The organism is Patulibacter medicamentivorans (assembly GCF_000240225.1).
GTDB lineage: Bacteria > Actinomycetota > Thermoleophilia > Solirubrobacterales > Solirubrobacteraceae > Patulibacter > Patulibacter medicamentivorans.
The window spans coordinates 1-17,229 of the sequence record NZ_AGUD01000255.1; the positions used below are offsets into that span (position 1 = coordinate 1).

13 protein-coding genes are annotated in these 17,229 nt (G+C 73.8%); 4 read left to right on the forward strand and 9 right to left on the reverse strand.

The genetic code is table 11. From position 1 onward, the window contains the following. Positions 1 to 131: 131 nt before the first annotated feature. From PAI11_RS18100 to PAI11_RS27445, 6 genes are all read right to left on the reverse strand, one after another. A complete protein-coding gene (locus PAI11_RS18100) occupies positions 132 to 797 on the reverse strand; it encodes an LrgB family protein (RefSeq protein WP_007577489.1) in 666 nt (221 codons plus the stop codon). Next, positions 790 to 1,143, reverse strand: coding sequence for a CidA/LrgA family protein (locus tag PAI11_RS18105; RefSeq protein ID WP_007577491.1), 354 nt, complete (start codon positions 1,141 to 1,143; stop codon positions 790 to 792). Before PAI11_RS18105 ends, PAI11_RS18100 begins: the two co-directional genes overlap by 8 nt. Beyond that, complete coding sequence (locus PAI11_RS18110; protein WP_007577492.1) at positions 1,140 to 1,790, reverse strand: GntR family transcriptional regulator; 651 nt, start codon at positions 1,788 to 1,790, stop codon at positions 1,140 to 1,142. Before PAI11_RS18110 ends, PAI11_RS18105 begins: the two co-directional genes overlap by 4 nt. Before the next feature lie 109 nt (positions 1,791 to 1,899). Beyond that, the gene (locus tag PAI11_RS18115) at positions 1,900 to 2,781 is read right to left on the reverse strand and encodes a sulfurtransferase (RefSeq protein WP_007577494.1); all 882 of its coding nucleotides are present in this window, start codon (positions 2,779 to 2,781) and stop codon (positions 1,900 to 1,902) included. Between the two features lie 139 nt (positions 2,782 to 2,920). Beyond that, positions 2,921 to 4,414 carry a class I adenylate-forming enzyme family protein gene (locus tag PAI11_RS18120; protein WP_007577496.1) on the reverse strand — a complete coding sequence of 498 codons (1,494 nt, stop codon included), beginning with the start codon at positions 4,412 to 4,414 and terminating at the stop codon, positions 2,921 to 2,923. Positions 4,415 to 4,548: 134 nt separating this feature from the next. Next, the gene (locus PAI11_RS27445) at positions 4,549 to 5,799 is read right to left on the reverse strand and encodes a PucR family transcriptional regulator (RefSeq protein ID WP_007577498.1); all 1,251 of its coding nucleotides are present in this window, start codon (positions 5,797 to 5,799) and stop codon (positions 4,549 to 4,551) included. A 186-nt stretch (positions 5,800 to 5,985) separates the two neighbouring features. Between PAI11_RS27445 and PAI11_RS18130 the strand changes: the two genes are divergently transcribed. Continuing rightward, on the forward strand, positions 5,986 to 7,857 hold the full coding sequence (locus tag PAI11_RS18130) for a DUF3556 domain-containing protein (protein WP_007577502.1): 1,872 nt from the start codon (positions 5,986 to 5,988) through the stop codon (positions 7,855 to 7,857). After that, complete coding sequence (locus PAI11_RS28350; protein WP_007577504.1) at positions 7,854 to 9,269, forward strand: phytoene desaturase family protein; 1,416 nt, start codon at positions 7,854 to 7,856, stop codon at positions 9,267 to 9,269. The genes PAI11_RS18130 and PAI11_RS28350 overlap by 4 nt, the downstream gene beginning before the upstream one ends. A gap of 142 nt (positions 9,270 to 9,411) precedes the next feature. Here PAI11_RS28350 and PAI11_RS18140 read toward each other — a convergent pair whose 3' ends face one another. From PAI11_RS18140 to PAI11_RS18150, 3 genes are all read right to left on the reverse strand, one after another. Further along, positions 9,412 to 13,350, reverse strand: a complete 3,939-nt coding sequence (locus PAI11_RS18140) for a hypothetical protein (protein WP_007577506.1) — start codon at positions 13,348 to 13,350, stop codon at positions 9,412 to 9,414. Next, complete coding sequence (locus PAI11_RS27450) at positions 13,347 to 14,717, reverse strand: hypothetical protein (RefSeq protein ID WP_007577508.1); 1,371 nt, start codon at positions 14,715 to 14,717, stop codon at positions 13,347 to 13,349. Before PAI11_RS27450 ends, PAI11_RS18140 begins: the two co-directional genes overlap by 4 nt. A 189-nt stretch (positions 14,718 to 14,906) precedes the next feature. Continuing rightward, positions 14,907 to 16,106 (reverse strand): pyridoxal-phosphate dependent enzyme, encoded by a 1,200-nt coding sequence (locus tag PAI11_RS18150; RefSeq protein WP_007577509.1) that lies wholly within the window; start codon positions 16,104 to 16,106, stop codon positions 14,907 to 14,909. Positions 16,107 to 16,223: 117 nt separating this feature from the next. Between PAI11_RS18150 and PAI11_RS18155 the strand changes: the two genes are divergently transcribed. After that, positions 16,224 to 17,006, forward strand: coding sequence for an electron transfer flavoprotein subunit beta (locus tag PAI11_RS18155; protein ID WP_007577511.1), 783 nt, complete (start codon positions 16,224 to 16,226; stop codon positions 17,004 to 17,006). Next, the coding region (locus PAI11_RS26500) for a hypothetical protein (RefSeq protein ID WP_040600888.1) at positions 17,003 to 17,229 on the forward strand (227 nt) is incomplete at its 3' end. The genes PAI11_RS18155 and PAI11_RS26500, both read left to right, overlap by 4 nt.

Here is a 17,229-nt window from a genome sequence, read left to right on the forward strand (position 1 = left end):
CGGCCGCCGCCCGTCGCCGGCCGCGAGCGCGATGCGCGAGATCGCGCTCGCGCGGCACGGTCGACCCGGGTGACCGGCGGCGCGACCGACGTCCGAGCGGGCCCGCGCCGCCACCGACCCGCCGGGTCGGCTCAGCGCCAGACCAGCGGCAGCACGACCGCCACGATCAGCCCGCCGACGCCCATCCCGACCGCGGCCGCCGCGCCGGTACGGTGGCCCTCCTGCAGGATCCGGGCGGTGCCGAGGCCGTGGCTGGCGATGCCCTGGGCGAGGCCGCGGGCGACCGGCGCGCGGACGCGGATCAGGTCGAGCCAGGCCGGTCCGGCGACCGCGCCGACGAGCCCGGCGAGGATGCTGATGACGGCCGAGAGGGCCGGCGCCCCGTGCAGCTGGTCGGCGAGCGCGATCGAGATCGGGCTGGTGGCCGAGCGCGAGGTGACCGCCAGCTCCCAGGGCGGCGACAGGTGCAGCAGGCTCCCGGCGCCCCAGCCGACCGCGACCGCCGACGCGGTCCCGCAGGCGGCGGCGAGCAGCAGCGGGCGGCCGTGACGGAGCAGGGTCTGGCGCTCGCGGTGCAGCGGCACGGCGAGCGCCACGACGCCGGGCCCGAGCAGCGCCGACAGCAGGTGGGTCGAGGAGGCGTAGTCGTCGTAGGGGACCCCGGTGACGAGGAGCACCACGACGAGCGCGACGATCGCCACCAGCGGCGGCTGGACGGCCGGCGTGCGCAGCCGCCGCTGGAGCGCGAGGCCGCCGCCGAAGGCGGCCAACGTGACCGCGATCCACAGCTCAGCCACGGTCGTCGATGGCGCGCTGCGCGACGTGGCCGGTGACGGTGAGGGTCAGCAGCGTCCCGCCGACCAGGATCAGGATCGCGGGCAGCCAGACCGTGCCGGCGTCGAGGTACTCGACGACGCCGACGCCGGCCGGCACGAACAGCAGGCCGAGGATCGCCAGCAGCGAGCGCGCTCCGTCGTCGAGCCAGGCCAGCCGGACCACGCCGGTCTCGAGCGCCGCCCACAGCAGCAGCATGCCGACGACGCTGCCGGGGATCGGCAGGCCGAGCCACGCGTGCAGGCGGTTGCCGATCGCGAGGAAGAGCCAGAGCCAGGCGATGCCGACCAGGATCCGGGCGGCCCTCAAGGAGCCGTCTCCGGGAACATCGCCACCAGCCGCGCGGCGGCGTCCCCGACGTGCGTCCGCGTGGCCTCGACGGCCGCCTCGACGTTCCCGGACGCCGCGGCGTCCAGCAGCCGCCGGTGCTCGTCGCGGACCAGGTCGTTGTGGGATTCGTCGGCGATGGCGAACCGGTGGTAGCGGTCGGTGAGGTCCAGCAGCGAGGTGATCGCGTCCAGCAGCCGCGGGCGACCGCAGGGATCCATCAGCGCCAGGTGGAAGCGCGAGTTGCGCTCGCCGAAGGTGGCCGGATCGCCCTCCTCGTCCGCGTCCTGGAGGGCGAACGAGGCGGCGCGCAGGTCGGTCGCCGTCAGCCGCGGAACGGCGAGGCCGATCGCCAGCGGCTCGAGCGCCAGCCGCATGTCGCCGATGTCGCGGATCTCGGCCCGGCTGAGCGCGGCGACGCGCGAGCGGCGGCTGCTCAGGACCTCGACCAGGCCCTCGGCCTGCAGCCGGTTGATCGCCTCGCGCACGGGGGTCCGGCTGACCTCGAGCTGCTTGGCCAGCAGCTCCTGGCGGAGCGTGGCGCCCGGCTCCAGGTCGCCGCGGATGATCTGCGCCCGCAGCGCGGCGTAGGCCTCGTCGGCGGCGTTGGCGGCGAAGGCGGCGACCATCGTCGATCGAGTATTGCATTTCTGGATCCAAAAACGCAGAAGGCGGCGGCGCCGCGCGGTCCGGCACCCGCAGCGGCCTACTTCGACCGCTTGGCGGCCGTCGCGCGGCTCAGGCCGCCGCGCCGCCGTCGACCACCAGCGGCAGCGCCGGGTCGGCGCTCCACTCGGTCAGCGAGCCGTCGTAGAGCCGGGCGTCGTCGCGGCCGACGAGCGCGAGGGCGAACAGGTCGACCGTCGCCGAGATGCCGCCGCCGCAGTAGGCGACGACCGGCTGCTCGCCCAGCGCGCCGGCCGCCCGCAGGGTCGCCTCGATCTCGGCCGCGGGCCGGAAGCGGCCGGTCGCGTCGTCGAGCAGGCGGGCGAACGGCAGGCTGCTGCTGCCGGGGATCCGTCCCGGGCGGCTGTAGGAGGACGGGGCGGTGCCGCGGAAGGCCGCCTCGGGCAGCGCGTTGAGCAGGCAGGCGGGAGCGCCGCCGGCGATCGCCTCGACGTCGGCGCGGCTGGCCAGCAGCTCGGGCCGGGGGCGGGGATCGAACGTCGCCGGCGGGTGCGTCACGGCGCCGGCCTCGACCGGCAGGCCGGCGGCGCGCCACGCCGGCAGGCCGCCGTCGAGGACGCTGACGTCGTCGAAGCCGAAGCCCCGCAGCAGGAACCACAGCCGCGTCGCCCACATCGGCGCCGCCTGCGCGTAGACGACCACGTGGGTCCCCTCGCCGATCCCCAGCCGGCCGGCGGCCTCGGCGAACCGCTCGGGCGACGGCCACGCGAACGGGAACGGCGCGTCGGGGTCCGACAGCTCGCGGGGGATGTCGACGTAGGCGGCGCCGGGCAGGTGCTCGCGCTCGTAGGCGGCGCGCTCGTCGCGGATCGCGTAGGGCCCGCCAGCGGCCGGCCGGTCGAGCGTGATCGTCGCGTCGAAGATCCGCAGGCCGTCGTCGCCGAGCCGCTCGTGGAGGGTGGCCGGGTCGACGAGCAGCGGCAGGCGCGACATGTCGTCAGGCTAGCGAATGCCGGATTGTCGATCGGAGATCAAAGCGATCGAGTCGGCAAGTGCCTGCGCCGGTGCTGATCGGCGCGGCGCCCGGACCTGGCAGCCGGGTCCGGGCGCCGCGCCGGACCCGGCCGATCGCTCAGCCGACGCTGGCCGCGGCCGCGTCGCGCGTCCGCAGCGCCGGCTTGTCGAGCTTGCCGACCGGGTTCTTCGGCAGGTCGTCGAGCACGTGGATCGCGACCGGCCGCTTGTACTTCGCCAGCCGCTCGTCGCAGAGCGCCTGCAATGCGTCGACGTCGTGGTCGGCGTCGGGACGGAACGAGACGTAGGCGACGACGACCTCGCCGAGCACGGGGTCGGGGCGGCCGACGACCGCGGCCTCGAGGACCCCGTCGTGGCCGTAGAGGACCGACTCGATCTCCTTGGGGTAGATGTTCTCGCCGCCGCGGATGATCATGTCCTTGATCCGGTCGACGATCCGCAGGTAGCCGTCCTCGTCGAGGATCCCGACGTCGCCGGTGTGCAGCCAGCCGTCGCCGTCGACCGTCCTGGCGGTCTCCTCCGGCCGGTTGAGGTAGCCGCGCATCACGTTCTCGCCGCGGATCACGACCTCGCCGCGCTCGCCCTGGGGGACGGGGCGACCGTCGCCGTCGACGACGAGCACCTCCTGCCCGGGCAGCGGCAGGCCGACGGTGCCCGGCTTGCGGACGCCGTCGATCGGGTTGATCGTCGAGGCGGTGGTGCCCTCGGAGAGCCCGTAGCCCTCGACCAGCACGACGCCGAGCCGCTGCTCGACGCGCGCGATCTCCTCGGCCGGCATCGGCGCGGCGCCGCAGACGACGACGCGCAGCGACGAGACGTCGGCGTCCGACGGCGGCAGCGCGGTCAGCATCGCGTAGATCGCCGGCACCGCCGAGAAGTAGGTCGGGCGGATCCGCTCGACCAGGCCCAGGAACGTCGACGGGCTGAAGCGCCCCGCGATCGTGACCCGGGCGCCGGCCAGCAGCGGGGTCAGCGTGCTGACGACGATCCCGTTGACGTGGAACAGCGGCAGGATCAGCAGGCTGTGGTCGCGGGCATCGACCGCCAGCGCGTCGCCGACCATCCGGCACATGACGGCCACGTTGCGGTGGTCGAGCATGACCCCCTTCGGCTTGCCGGTCGTGCCGCTGGTGTAGATCAGCAGCGCGAGCGCGTCGTCGAGGACCTCGACCGGCGGATCCTCCAGCGCCGGGCCGGCGCAGAGGGCGTCGACGTCGATCGTGGGCGCGTCGACGTCGAGGTCCTGGCCGATCACCACGGCGGCCGACGCGTCGTCGACCTGGTACTGCCGCTCGGCCGCCGTCAGCGCCGGGTTGATCGGGGTCACCGCCGCCCCCAGCCGCCAGGCGGCGAAGAGCGCGACCACCAGCTCGCTGCGGTTGGGCAGCGCGACCGCGACGACGTCGCCCGGGCCGACGCCCGCGCCCCGCAGCGTCCCCGCGGCCCGTCGCACGCGGTCCGCGAACTCGGCGTTGCTCGACGCGACGGCGTCGTCCGCCACGCACGGTCCGTCCGGGTCGGCCAGTGCCCGCCGGTCCGGGAGCCCGACGATCTCGGCCGGGCTGGGTGACGCTGCTGCCTGCTCTGCCATGACGGCGTGCCTCCGCTCGCTGCTTCGTTGAGCGCGCGGACGACGTGGCCCGCGCAGGCTCGCAGGCTCGCATCACCGGCCACCCCGCAGCGGGTGCATCGGCCGCCTGATCGCGAGCAAGAGGGGGCGCAGGCCTACGTCCCCGGCCGCGGGCCGTTGGCGGCGGGCCCGATCCAGCGCGCCAGCTCGAGCGCCAGCCGCACCTCGAGCCCGCGGCCGGCGAGCGGCTGCGGCAGCGCCCGCTCCGCCCGCGCGATCCGCTTGAGGATCGTGTTGCGGTGGGTGTGCAGCAGCGTCGCGGTCCGCGGGGCGCTGGAGTCCTCCCGCAGGTAGACCCGGACGGTCTCCCGCAGCTCGCCGTCGGCCGCGAGCAGGTCGCCGAGCGTGGCGGCGATGAAGCTCGCGGCGCGCTCCTCGTCCTGCGACGCGAGCGACGCGACGCGGACCTCCTCGTAGGTCGTCATCCGCGGGCTCGACGGGCCTCGCATCACCAGCCGCTGCGCGTCGCGCGCCTCGCCGTGGCTGGTGCGGAAGCCGTTGAGGCCGGAGTGGATCGACCCGACGGTCACGAAGACGCCGGGCGGCATCAGCTCGGTCGCCTGGCGCAGCTGCGTCAGATCGGGGTCGGGGACCCAGGCCCAGAGCGCGGAGGCTCCCGCCGGGACGGTGAACGGCCGCCCGGCTCCGATCGTGCGGGCGATCGCGCCGCTGGCCCGTTCGAGCTCGCCGGCCGCGACCGCGCCGCCGTCGGTCCAGAGGATCAGGGCGACGTGCCGGCGCCCGAGCTCGTAGCCGAGCTGCGCGCTGGCCCGGACCGGGGCGATCGGCGCCCCGTCGAGCACCAGCATCACGGTCTCGCGGCGGCGGTTGAGGGCGCCGTCGATCAGGGCCTCGCGCTCGGCGTCCATCTGCTGGGCGAGCACGCCGAGGATCCCGTCGACGTAGCCGAACAGCGAGCGGGAGCCGTAGTCGAGGACGGCCACCAGGTCCTCGCCGTCGAGCTGCTCCTCCTGGGCGCAGCGCATCCACGCGCGCCAGGTGACGTTCTGGCCCTGCCGGTAGGCGGTCAGCAGCTCGTCGTGGCCCATGCCCCGGCGCGCGACGTCGCGCGCCAGGTCGAGCGCCTCGGGCGGCGCGTCGTGGCCGACGGGCGCGCCCGGGTGCGCGATCGTCGCCCGGATCCAGCGCATCACGTTGGCGCTCGTGCTCGCCCGCGTCTCGGCGGCGAGCACCGGATCGGAGGCGAGCGCCGGGGTCGACGCGAGGATCGCGTTGGAGACCTCGGCGATCATCGGATCGAAGCCGTCCAGCATCCGCTCGGCGACCGCGCGGATCCGTCCGGCGGCGACCGCGGACGGCGGTTCCCATCGTGGTGGCTCGGGCACCGAGGCAGCCTACAGGCGGTGTGCGATGCGACACCCGGGCCCTGCATCTGTGGGCCGATGCACCTGATGGGGCCTCGTCGTCGGTGCCAATCTCGTGTGCGCTCGATCACACCGCTCGATCACGCGGTACGCGCCGGCGCCGAGCCGTCGGCAGCGCGGCCCGATCCACCACCGAGGAGACCCGCCATGGGCCTGACCACCGGGAACTTCCCGCCAGTCGATCCACCGACCTTCCTGCAGAAGCCGTACCTCGAACGGCTCAAGATCCTCTCGCGGCACTGGGCCGAGTACGGCTTCGGCGCGCCGAAGATCACGATGATCATCTACCTCGTCCGGCTGATCTTCTGGACGATCCTGGGCGGCGTGCTCGTCGCGACGCTGACGTCCGACCTGCCGCCGTTCGATCCCGCCAAGTGGTGGGACGAGCCGATCGTCTGGCAGAAGCTGGTGATCTGGATCATGCTGATCGAGTCGCTCGGCATGGGCGGATCGTGGGGGCCGCTGTCCGGTCACTTCAAGCCGTTCACGGCCGGGTTCCGCCACTACTTCCGGCTCGGCACGATCCGCGTCCCGCCGTGGCCGACGAAGGTGCCCGGCACGGCCGGCGACGCGCGTACGATCGTCGACGTCGGCCTCTACACGCTGCTGATCGCGGCCTACGTCGCCGCGCTGGCGATCCCGGGCCAGTCCGACGGCGACCTGAACGCGATCCTCGGGCTGCCGAACGAGGGCCTGATGGCGACCGCCTCGGTGGTGCCGATCCTGGTGCTCCTGGGCCTGATCGGCCTGCGCGACAAGACGATCTTCCTGGCCGCCCGCAGCGAGCAGTACATCCCGGCGCTGATCTTCTTCGCCTTCTTCCCGTTCGTCGACATGATCGTCGCGGCGAAGATCCTGATCGTCATGGTCTGGGTCGGCGCCGGCTTCTCGAAGCTGACCAAGCACTTCCCGTTCGTGATCCCGCCGATGGTCAGCAACACCCCGTGGCTGACGTCGACCAAGATCAAGCGCGCGCACTACGCGAACTTCCCCGAGGACCTGCGCCCGTCCAAGGCGGGCCGGTTCGTCGCCCACATCCCGGGCACCGCGTTCGAGATCATCGTGCCGCTGATCCTGCTGTTCTCGACCAACGACACGATCACGCTGGCCGCCGTCGTGGTGATGCTCGCCTACTGCGTCTTCATCATCAGCTGCTTCCCGCTGGCGACGCCGATCGAGTGGAACGTGATCTTCATGTTCATCACCGGCTTCCTGTTCCTGGGGCACAACAGCAGCGCCGGCTACGGCCTCGGCGACATGGATCCGGCGCTGCTGGCGCTGACCGTCGGCGGCATGCTGGTGTTCCCGATCTGGGGCAACATCCGGCCGGACCAGATCTCGTTCCTGCCCGCCCTGCGGCAGTACGCCGGCAACTGGGCGTCGGGGATGTGGGCCTTCGCTCCCGGTGCCGAGGAGAAGCTGAACCAGCACGTGAAGAAGGCCTCCAAGATGCAGATCGACCAGCTCACCGAGCTGTACGGTCCGGACGAGGCGTCCGTGGTCCTGTACCAGCTGCTCGGCTGGCGCTCGATGCACAGCCAGGGCCGCGGCCTGAACTCGGTGATGATCAACACCCTCGGCGCCGACATCGATCGCTACGACCTGCGCGAGGCCGAGTTCTCCTGCAACGCCCTGATCGCCTGGAACTTCGGCGAGGGCCACCTGCACAACGAGATCCTGATCGACGCCCTCCAGCGGCGCTGCAACTTCGAGCCGGGCGAGTTCATCGTCGTCTGGGTCGAGTCGGAGCCGTTCGCCAACGGGCGCCAGCAGTACTGGGTCCGCGACGCGGCGGTCGGGATCATCGAGCGCGGCAGCTGGTCGGTCGACGACTGCGTCAGCGAGCAGCCGTGGCTGCCCAACGGGCCGATCGCGACCGAGGTCACCTGGCGCCGCGAGGGCTACGAGCGGATCAGCTACCCCGGCGGTCGCGGGCAGGCCGCCCCGGCCCCGGCGCCGGCCGCGGTGCCGGCCCCGGCTCCGGTGGCCTCCGGCGGGGCGGGGTCGCTGGCCACATGACCAGCGCGACGGTGGTCGGCAGCGGGCCCAACGGGCTCGCTGCCGCCCTGACGCTCGCCGCCGAGGGGATCGACGTCACGGTCCTCGAGGCGGCGGACCGCTTCGGCGGCGGGACGCGGACCAGCGAGCTGACCCTTCCGGGGCTGCTCCACGACGAGTGCTCCGCCGCCCACCCGCTGGCCGTCGACAACGCCTTCACCCGCCGCTTCGACCTGGGCGCCCACGGCCTGACCTGGCGGTGGGCGGAGGTCGAGTACGCCCACCCGCTGGACGGTGGCGGGGGAGCGGCCGCCTGGCGCTCGGTGGCGGAGACGGCCGCCGCCCTCGGCGGCAGCGACGGCCGGCGCTGGAGCGCGGTCTTCGGCGGGCTGACCGAGCGCTTCGACGACATCGTCCCGGACTTCACGCAGCCGATGACGCGCGTGCCGTCGCACCCGCTCAAGATGGCCCGCTTCGGCGCCTTCTCGGGGATGCCGGCCGGCGTCCTCGCGCGGCTGTGGTCCGAGCCCGAGGCGCGGGCGCTGTTCGCGGGCGTCGCGGCCCACGCGCTGCGGCCGTTCTCGAGCCCGCTGTCGGCCGCGATCGGGGTCGCGCTCGGGACCGCGGCGCACCGTTACGGCTGGCCGGTCGCCGAGGGCGGGTCGCGGGCGATCAGCGACGCGATGGTCTCGCTGCTGCGGCGGCACGGCGCGACGCTGGAGACCGGCGTCGAGGTGACCTCGCTCGACGAGCTCGGCACCCCCGACGTGGTCCTCTTCGACCTGGCGCCGGCCGCGGCCGCCCGGATCGCCGGCGACCGGATCCCGGCGCGCGTCGGCCGGGCGCTGCGCCGCTTCCGCCACGGGCCGGCGACGTTCAAGGTCGAGTTCGCGGTCCAGGACGGGATCCCGTGGACCTACGAGCCGACCCGCCGGGCCGGCACCGTCCACGTCTGCGGCGACCTGCGGGAGACGGCGATCGCCGAGCGGATGGTGAACCGGGGCCAGATGCCCGAGCGCCCGTTCGTCCTGCTCTGCCAGCAGTACCTGGCCGATCCGACCCGCTCCAACGGCGACGTCCACCCGATCTACGCCTACGCCCACGTGCCGTCGGGCTGGACCGGCGACGCGACCGCTCAGATCGAGGCCCAGATCGAGCGCTACGCCCCGGGCTTCCGCGATCGGATCCTGGCCCGCAACGTCCGCGACGTCTCCCAGACCCGGGCCTACAACGCGAACTTCGTCGGCGGCGACACGATCACCGGATCGAACGACCCGCTCCAGATGGTCTTCCGGCCGCGCGTCGCGCTGGACCCCTACAGCCTCGGCTCCCCGGGCCTGTTCATCTGCTCGGCCGCGACGCCCCCGGGCGCGGGCGCGCACGGCATGTGCGGCTTCAACGCGGCGCAGAGCGCGCTGCGCGGGCTGCGGTAGGCGTGGGTGGCGTCGGTTGTTGCCGCCGCGCGCGAGGTGGCGTCAGTACGCCGCGCCCAGCAGCGCCAACTGACGCCACCTCGCGAACGCGCGGGCAACTGACGCCGCTGCCTGCGCGCCACCGTCCGACGAATCAGGCGGGTCAGGTGTGGCGGCCGACCTCGACCGCCTCGCCGATCTCCAGCGTCGGGATGATGACGACGCCCCACGCGGCGTCGACGACCAGCTTCAGGCAGCCGGCGACCGGGATGTCCTCGGTCGCCTCCTGCGCCTCGGGGATCAGCAGCAGCGACACGACGTCGGGGATCGGGGCCAGGTTCCCCATCGAGGTCGACCAGGCCCACATCGCGTGGTCGTCGGGCGGCAGCTTGTCCTTGACGCGGAAGGCCAGGTAGTCGGAGTAGGCGATCGTGAGGACGCCGAACAGCGTCGAGACCGTGGCGAACCGCGTCCGGTAGGACAGCGACTTGCTGAACCACGTCAGGACCAGCGCCGACAGCCAGCCCGAGACGCCGAAGATCGAGGCCAGGGCGATCGACCGGCTCTCGATGCTCTCGTCCCAGCTCTTGTGGCCGCGCCACTGGAAGATGAACGCGCTGATCCCGGACAGGACGGCCAGCCCCGAGAGGCCGCCGATCAGCCCCTTCGGCACCTTCGCCTTGTCGTAGGTCGCGACGATGACCCCGTCGCGGGCGGTCGTCAGCAGGCTGTTGACCATGTTGACGGTCGCCAGGATCGGCTCGTACTGCGTCTGGCCGACGTCCGGTCCGGCCACGGTCGCGTCGTCCGGCAGGACCCCGCCCGGGAACGGCTGCTTCCCGGTCAGGATCTCGTAGAGGACGCAGACCGGGAAGCCGGTCACGAGCCCCGCAAGGCCCGCGTAGGTCAGGTCCTTCGGCATGCCCTTCGCCGGGTCCCAGCCCGGGATGGTGGTGCCGGCCGGCGGGGCCCAACCGCTGCTCGGCGGCTCCCACTTGGTCAGCCGGGCGACGTCCCACAGCCCGTCGTACAGCAGCTGCACGGCCTTGCCGAGCGCCGACTTGTCCTTGATCGGGGTGTTGACGACGTCGAGCAGCCAGGTGATCCCCGCGTCGACCATCGCGAGGAAGGTCAGGGCGACCCCGTCGAGGAAGTCGAGCATCCCGAGGAGCAGCTCCTCCTCGGCGTCGAGCAGGTCGGCCATCGCGACGTTCTGGAGGTTGTTCGGGTCGTGCTTGCCGTTCTTGTCGATCGCGGCCACGATCGCGTTCAGCAGATCCTGGAAGGCCTGCTCGAACGCCTTGGCGCCCCCCTCGAACGCCTCCATCGCCTCGTCGAAGATCGTGTCGAACTTGTCGACGGCCGCCTCCAGGGCCGTGGTCGACTCGCCGTCGAACAGCGCTCGCAGCTCGTCCAGGTCGAACGCCGACGCCGGAGCCGCCGCCGCCTGCGCGCCGAGCTGGCTCTGCATCCACATCGCCTGCGGGTTCGCCGAGAGCTGCGCGGGGGTGACGGGACCGCCGTCGCTGGTGAGGCCGGTGGTGGCTCCCGCGATCGTCGCGCTGTTGGACGGCGGCTGGCCCATCGGCTGCCAGTTCGACCCGCCGGCCTGCTGGGCGGTCTGGCCCTGGAACTGGGTGCCGGCGCTGCCGAACGTCGCCTCGACCTTGGAGGTCAGGCCGGAGAAGAAGTTCGACTGGGTGCCGGAGCCGCCGCTCGGGTTCAGCTGCTGCGTCGCCCACTGCACGATCTCGCTCGCGGCCAGCAGCCCCTCGTTGAGCGACTGCTGGAACGCCCACTGGGTGTTGAAGATGTTCCCGAAGTCGAGCAGCGCCTTGAGGAAGTCGATGACGTCCTTGATCACCGCCTTGAGCGCCGAGTAGACCGCGACGATCGCGTTGCAGGCGTCCTCGACGCAGGTGATCACGAAGTCGCCGATCTCCGTCGCCTCGTTGCCGATCCAGATCGCCATCGAGACGACGCCCTTCTCCATGTCGACGGCGACGTCGGCGACCTTGGTGGCGCCGTCCTTGATCCCCTTCCAGGCGTCGGAGAACGCGTCCTTGGCGTCGTGGAGCAGGTGCACCCGCGGCTGCTGGTGCTGGCTGCGCCAGGCGGCGCGCAGCTCGGCGCCGCTGTCGAACGGCACGTACTGCGGGGTCGTCGGGTCGGAGTTGTTGATGATGAACCCGACCGGGGCGCCGGGCTTGGGCCGGAGCGCCGGGTCCCGCGGCGCCGCGTCGTCCCCGACCGGCGAGTAGCCGAGGGTCATCATGTTGTTGACGTTCGTCACCGCGTCGGCGGCCGGCATCGTCGGCGAGCTGCCCTGGACGCCGGGGAACAGGGGCTGGCCGGCCTCGGCGTCGCCGGCGCCGGGGACCGTCGCGTTGGTCATCATCGTCGCGCTGAACGTCTGCGATTCGGGCGGCAGGTAGGACAGCGTGCCGGTGCTGCCGTTGGCCTGCGCCTGGGAGCTCGTCGACATGTAGGCCTGGACCGACGCGGCGGGGCTGATCGACACCGGCCCGGCCGAGTACCCGACCGGGCTGATCGCCCCGTCCGGGTCGGTCAGGATCAAGCTCGGCGGGGCCAGGTCGGTCGCCTCGATCGAGAAGCTGACGACTCCGGCCGCGTTGGTGACGACCGTGGTCGACTGCGTGCGGCTGACCGGGTAGCTCGAGGTGCCGACGACGACGCCGCACGGCGCGCTGGCCGACAGCTGGAGCGGGTAGTTGGCCATCGGCGTCTGGTTGCCGTCGGTGACGGTCGCCTGGACGATGTAGCTGGTGATGTCGTAGCTCTGGTCGCTCTGCTGGCGGATGTCGCCGCCGGTCCAGTGCGGGCCCGCGCTCCACTCGACCACCCCGGTCGCCGGGTTGCGCCAGGCGTCGGTGACGGCGTGGGTGTAGACGGCCAGCGCGCCCTCGTTGATGCGGTCGGCGAGGAACACCGTGTCGGGGTCGCTCGGCAGCAGGATCGGGTAGGCGCTGTCGACCGACGACGCGATCGGGATCGGCGGCGCCCACTGCGGCAGGTGACCGCCGTTGCTCCACCCGAGCTGGCGCAGGAGCGAGAGGTTCACGGTGCCGTCGGGCGCCTCGTGCACCAGGTAGACGTTCGCCAGCCCGGTCAGCAGCGTGCCGTCCTTGGCACGGGTCGCCGGCTGGGCCACGGCGACCGCCTGCAGGACCCTGGCGGTCGGGGAGGGGATCGGAACCGCGCCGGGCAGGGTCGGCCCGCTCATCGCGACGACGTAGGGCGTCTGGTCGGTGCCGAGCACGTACGCGAGCAGGCTGCCGGCCGGCGAGGTCGCCTGGGCGAACGCGCCCGCGATCGGGACCGGCGCGCCGCTCAGGCTCTGCGCGCGGACGGTGATGGTCGCGCCCCGCGTGAAGTCGAAGCTCGCGCCGAAGAAGCTGCCGCCGCCGTAGACCGTGGCCTGGCCGCCGCTGCCGCCGGTCGGCACGATGGCGACGGTCAGGGACGTGGCGGAGAACCCGCTGCCCTGGAAGGTGGTCGTGGCCCATCCGTGGCCGGGACCGGCCCAGGTCACCAGCTGGACGCCGGCCCCGTCGACCCCGTAGACGACCGGGATCGGCCGGGAGCCCTCGCCCCCGACCGCGTAGGCGACGCCGAGCCCGCCGAGCGGCTGCGAGTGGATCGCACGCGGCGCTGCCCAGCTGCCGTCGGGCAGCAGCCAGGTGTGCTGCAGCGACGCGTTGTCGTTCCAGAAGACGTCGACCAGCCCGTCGGTCGAGCCGGTGACGGCGGCGACCACGGCCGTCGCCGGCCAGCTGCCGCCGGCCCCCGGACCGCCGGGCAGCGGCCCGACGCTCCAGCCGCTCTGCTGCGCGCTGTCCTGGGCGACGTAGACGACCTGCTCGCCGCCGCTGGCGAGGTCGACGACGGCGAACGCCTCCGGCGCCCCGCCCTTGAGCGGGTTGGTGAACGTGGCGACCGGGCCGTCCGCGTCGAGGTCCACCAGGACGTGGTCGGTCGCGATCTGGTTCTGGGCCAGGACGCTGGTGACGGCGACCGGGAACGGCCGGACCGGGACGTAGCCCGACGCCGTCGACTCGCGCTGGTCTGCGGTGACGCTCATGCGTAGCTCCGGGTGTCGATCTTGAACGGCTGCTTGTTGGCGAGGATCAGGGGGCCGCCAGACCATTGGTCGGCGCCGTAGGCGGCCTGGTCGCCGCTGTGCGTCAGCCGCCCGCCGTCGTCGTCGAGCTGGTAGAGCGCGAGCGTCCCGTCCTCCCGGACGACGAACAGCGCCGGCAGCTCGGCGGGGTGCTGGACGCTGGCCAGCACGCTGACGCCGAGCCCGGCGCCGCCGGAACGGACCTGGCTCGGCGGGGCGAAGAACGGCTCCTTGCCGTCCATCGTCCAGAGCAGCTGGTGGAGCAGCCAGATCGCGTTGCTGCCGTCGACCAGGTAGAGGTTCGAGCGGCTGCCCGACCCGGAGAGGGTCGAGGCCACCAGCCCCGTGGCGGGGCTGACCGTCGGCACCGGCGAGCAGCGGCTCTGCGAGGCCGGCCACGCCAGCAGGCCGTTGTCGCTGTCGGTGTAGAACGCGCACACCGAGGCGCTCGGGTCGGGGTTGCCGCTGGAGTCGTCGATGATCGCCGGGCTGAGGGCTCCGCCGGCGATCTGCCGCAGCGTCCCGCTGCCGCTGCCCGACGGATTGCCCGAGAAGCAGCTGGCGCGGGGCATCCGCGAGGCGCCGTAGGTCCCGATCCAGAGGCCGAGATCGCTGCTCCCCGTGACGTTGGCGATCAGGGCGAAGTTGCTCTCGTCGAGCGGGACGAGCGTCAGGTCGTTGTAGGGCAGCCCGCCGCCGAGCCCCTCGTAGACGGTCGTCAGCAGGCCGTGGGGCGTCCAGCGGACGGTGACCAGGTAGGTGTCGCTCTGGGTGGCGTAGAGGATCGGGTTGCGCCCGCGGCCGTTGGCCTGGGCAGGCGTGTAGGCGACCTGCAGGTGGCTCAGCTCGCGGTTCCACTTCGCCGGGTCGTACTTGTTCGGGTAGGCGGTCGGGTTCGGCGGGCTCGTCGCGCCGGACCACGTCTGCTGGCCGGTCATCGAGGCCATCCGGAACGCCCCGTTGTTGTCGATCCAGGCGCAGTTGATCGTGCTCGGGGGCCGGCCCGGCACCTGGGCGATCACGACGGCGCCGTTGCAGAGGTTGCCGCCACCGGCGAACGGCTGCAGTGACCACGACGGCGAGTTGGGGTCGCGGCAGAGGTACTGCAGCAGGTTCGGGTAGCTCTTCCCCTGGGCGGTGCCGTTGGCGGAGACGATCGCCTCGGCGTAGCCCTGCGTCAGCCGGACGTCCTTGCCGCCGTCGGCCTGCACGACCGGCTGCTCGGGCAGCGGCTTGAGCGGGTTGCGGAAGGCCGCGACCGGCGCGGTGAACGAGAACCGCTGGGTTCCGGCGCCGGGCGTCACCGGCGCGGTGGTGGGCGCGCTCACGACACGACCTCGGCGTCGACGAAGCGCGCCCCTGCGTGGACCGTCATCTGCTTCCCCCTGGTGGTGGTGCTGACCCAGGCGCGAACGTACTCCGGCCAAACAGGGATGGCAACGTGTGCGGGACAGGTCGAGGGGATTCCCCCACGCCGGCCGCGGCACGGACGGGGCGCGCGGCGCCCCGCTTCGGGCTCAGTCCCGGGCGACGCCCGCCGGCCCGACCAGCGCGTCGTAGCCGTCGGCGTCGGTCACGCCCTCGGTCGCGATCAGGACGACCGTGCTGCCGGCCGTCAGGCCCAGGGCCGCCGGCGCCCGATCGACGGCCTGCAGGAGCGCGCCGACCACGCCGCCGGAGCACTCCCCGCCGGCGATCCCGAGCTCCCGCAGCACGCGCATGCCGGCGCGGGCGGCGGCGTCGCCGATCGCCAGGTGCGCGGCGTAGGCGGGCGCGACGATCGGCCATGCCGCCTCGGACGGGGTGCCGCAGCTGAGCCCGGCCATCATCGAGTCGGTGTCGCCGGGCAGCATCAGCAGCCGGCCCGCGGCGACCGACGCCATCGTGCTGGCGGCCTCCAGCGGCTCGACCCCGACGAGCCGGGTCCGCGGGTCCGGCAGGCTGCGGGCGATCGCCGCGGCCAGGCCGCCGACGCCGATCGGGACCAGCACCAGCTCCGGCCGCTCGTCCAGCGCCTCGTCGATCTCGGCGCCGATCGTCTCGTAGCCCTCGATCACCCAGCCGGCGACCGCGTCCTCGACGCCGTTGGTGGTGTCGGAGATCAGCAGGTCGTGCGGCCCTCGGCGGACCGTCTCGGCGGCGTGCGCGACGGCGTCGTCGTAGTTGCCGTCGATCTGCTCGACGCTCGCGCCCTCCTCGGCGATCGCCGTGATCCGCGCCGGGCGCATCGCCGCCGGCACCACCACGTGCGCCGCGACCCCGATCGTGCGGGCGAAGCGGGCGACGGCCCGCCCGTGGTTGCCGTCGGTCGGCGCCACCAGCCGCAGCGGCGGGCCGTCGGCGACCGCGGCCGCCAGCGCCTCGACGCTCGTGACCCGCTCGGGGTCGAGGCCGAGCCGGGCGACCACGGCGCGGTGGCCGGCCCACGCGACCCCGAGCATCTTGAACGCCGGCAGCCCGAGCCGCGACGACTCGTCCTTGATCGACACCCGCGCCACCCCCAGCGCCCGCGCCAGCTCCGGCGCGTCGCGCAGCGGGGTCGGGGCGAAGCCCGGCAGCCCGCGCTGGAAGGCCCGCGCCGGTGCGGGCGCGGCCTGCCCGCCGGCGGGCGGATCGCGAACCGGGGAGCGCAGCAGCAGGCGCAGCTCCTCGGCTCGCAGGCGGTCCAGCGTGTCGGGATCGAGGGCGCGGAGGGCGGCGGGGTCGATGCGGGGCACGGCGCCCACGCTACGAGCGGCGCGACCCGGCAACCCGCGACAGCTGACGAATCGGACGGCCCGAGGATCGGGCAGCAGTAGGACGTTCGGCTCTCGGGCCTGACCTACGTTGCTGGAGTGCTGCGGATCCTGCTCCCGATCATGCCGGCGGGGCTCGCCGCGCCGCTGGTGCGGACCACCGTCGACGGCGGCCTCGAGCCGACCACCGACCACCGCCTCGACCCGGTCAACGAGCGGACCGTCGCCTGGGCCGTCGAGCGGCGGCAGGCGGACGACGCCGTGGCGCTGACCGCGATCGCGATCGGCGGCGCCGAGGCCGACGTCGCGCTGCGGGCGGCGCAGGCCCGAGGCGTCCCGGAGCTGGAGCGGATCGATCCCGGCGCGGGGACGCTCGACGTCGTCGCGGTCGCCCGGCTGATCGCCGCCGCCGCCCGGCGCCTCGGTGACGTGGCGGTGGTCGCCCTCGGCGACGAGAGCTTCGGGGGCTCCTCCGGGACCGTCCCGGCGGCGCTCGCCGCGCTGCTCGGCTGGCCGCTGGTCGCCCGCGCGCGGACCGCCGACCTCTCGCGGGACGGGATCGTGGCGCGGCGGGTCGCCGAGGACGGCGGGCGCGAGCGGCTGTCCGCGGCGCTGCCGGTGGTGCTGTCGCTGAGCGACGGCGGGATCGCGCCGCGCGCTCCGCGGCTCGCGGCCGTGATCGCGTCGCGCGGCGCCCAGGTGACCGTCCGCCCGCCGGCGTCGCAGCCGGACGACGGGCCGCTCTCCCGCTGGCCGACGGCGCCGCTCGTCGTCGAGCCGGTCCCGGCGCGGACCGTCGCGCCGCGGATCGTCCCGCAGGACGAGGGGGCGACGGCGATCGCCTCGCTGCTCGCGGACGCCGACCGGGTGCTGGCGGCGTGAGCGACCCGGGCGCAGGGACGCCGGTCGCGGTCGTCGCCGCCGACCCCGAGCGCGCGCTGCCGCTGCTGGCGGCGATCGGCGACGGCTGGACCGCCGCCGACGTCACGCTGCTGGTGGCGGGCGAGCGCGGCCGCGCGCTGCTCGACCCCGCTCGCGTGGGACGGATCGTGGTCGCGGACGGACTGGACCTCGACGGCCCGCCTGCCGCCGCGGCGGAGGCGCT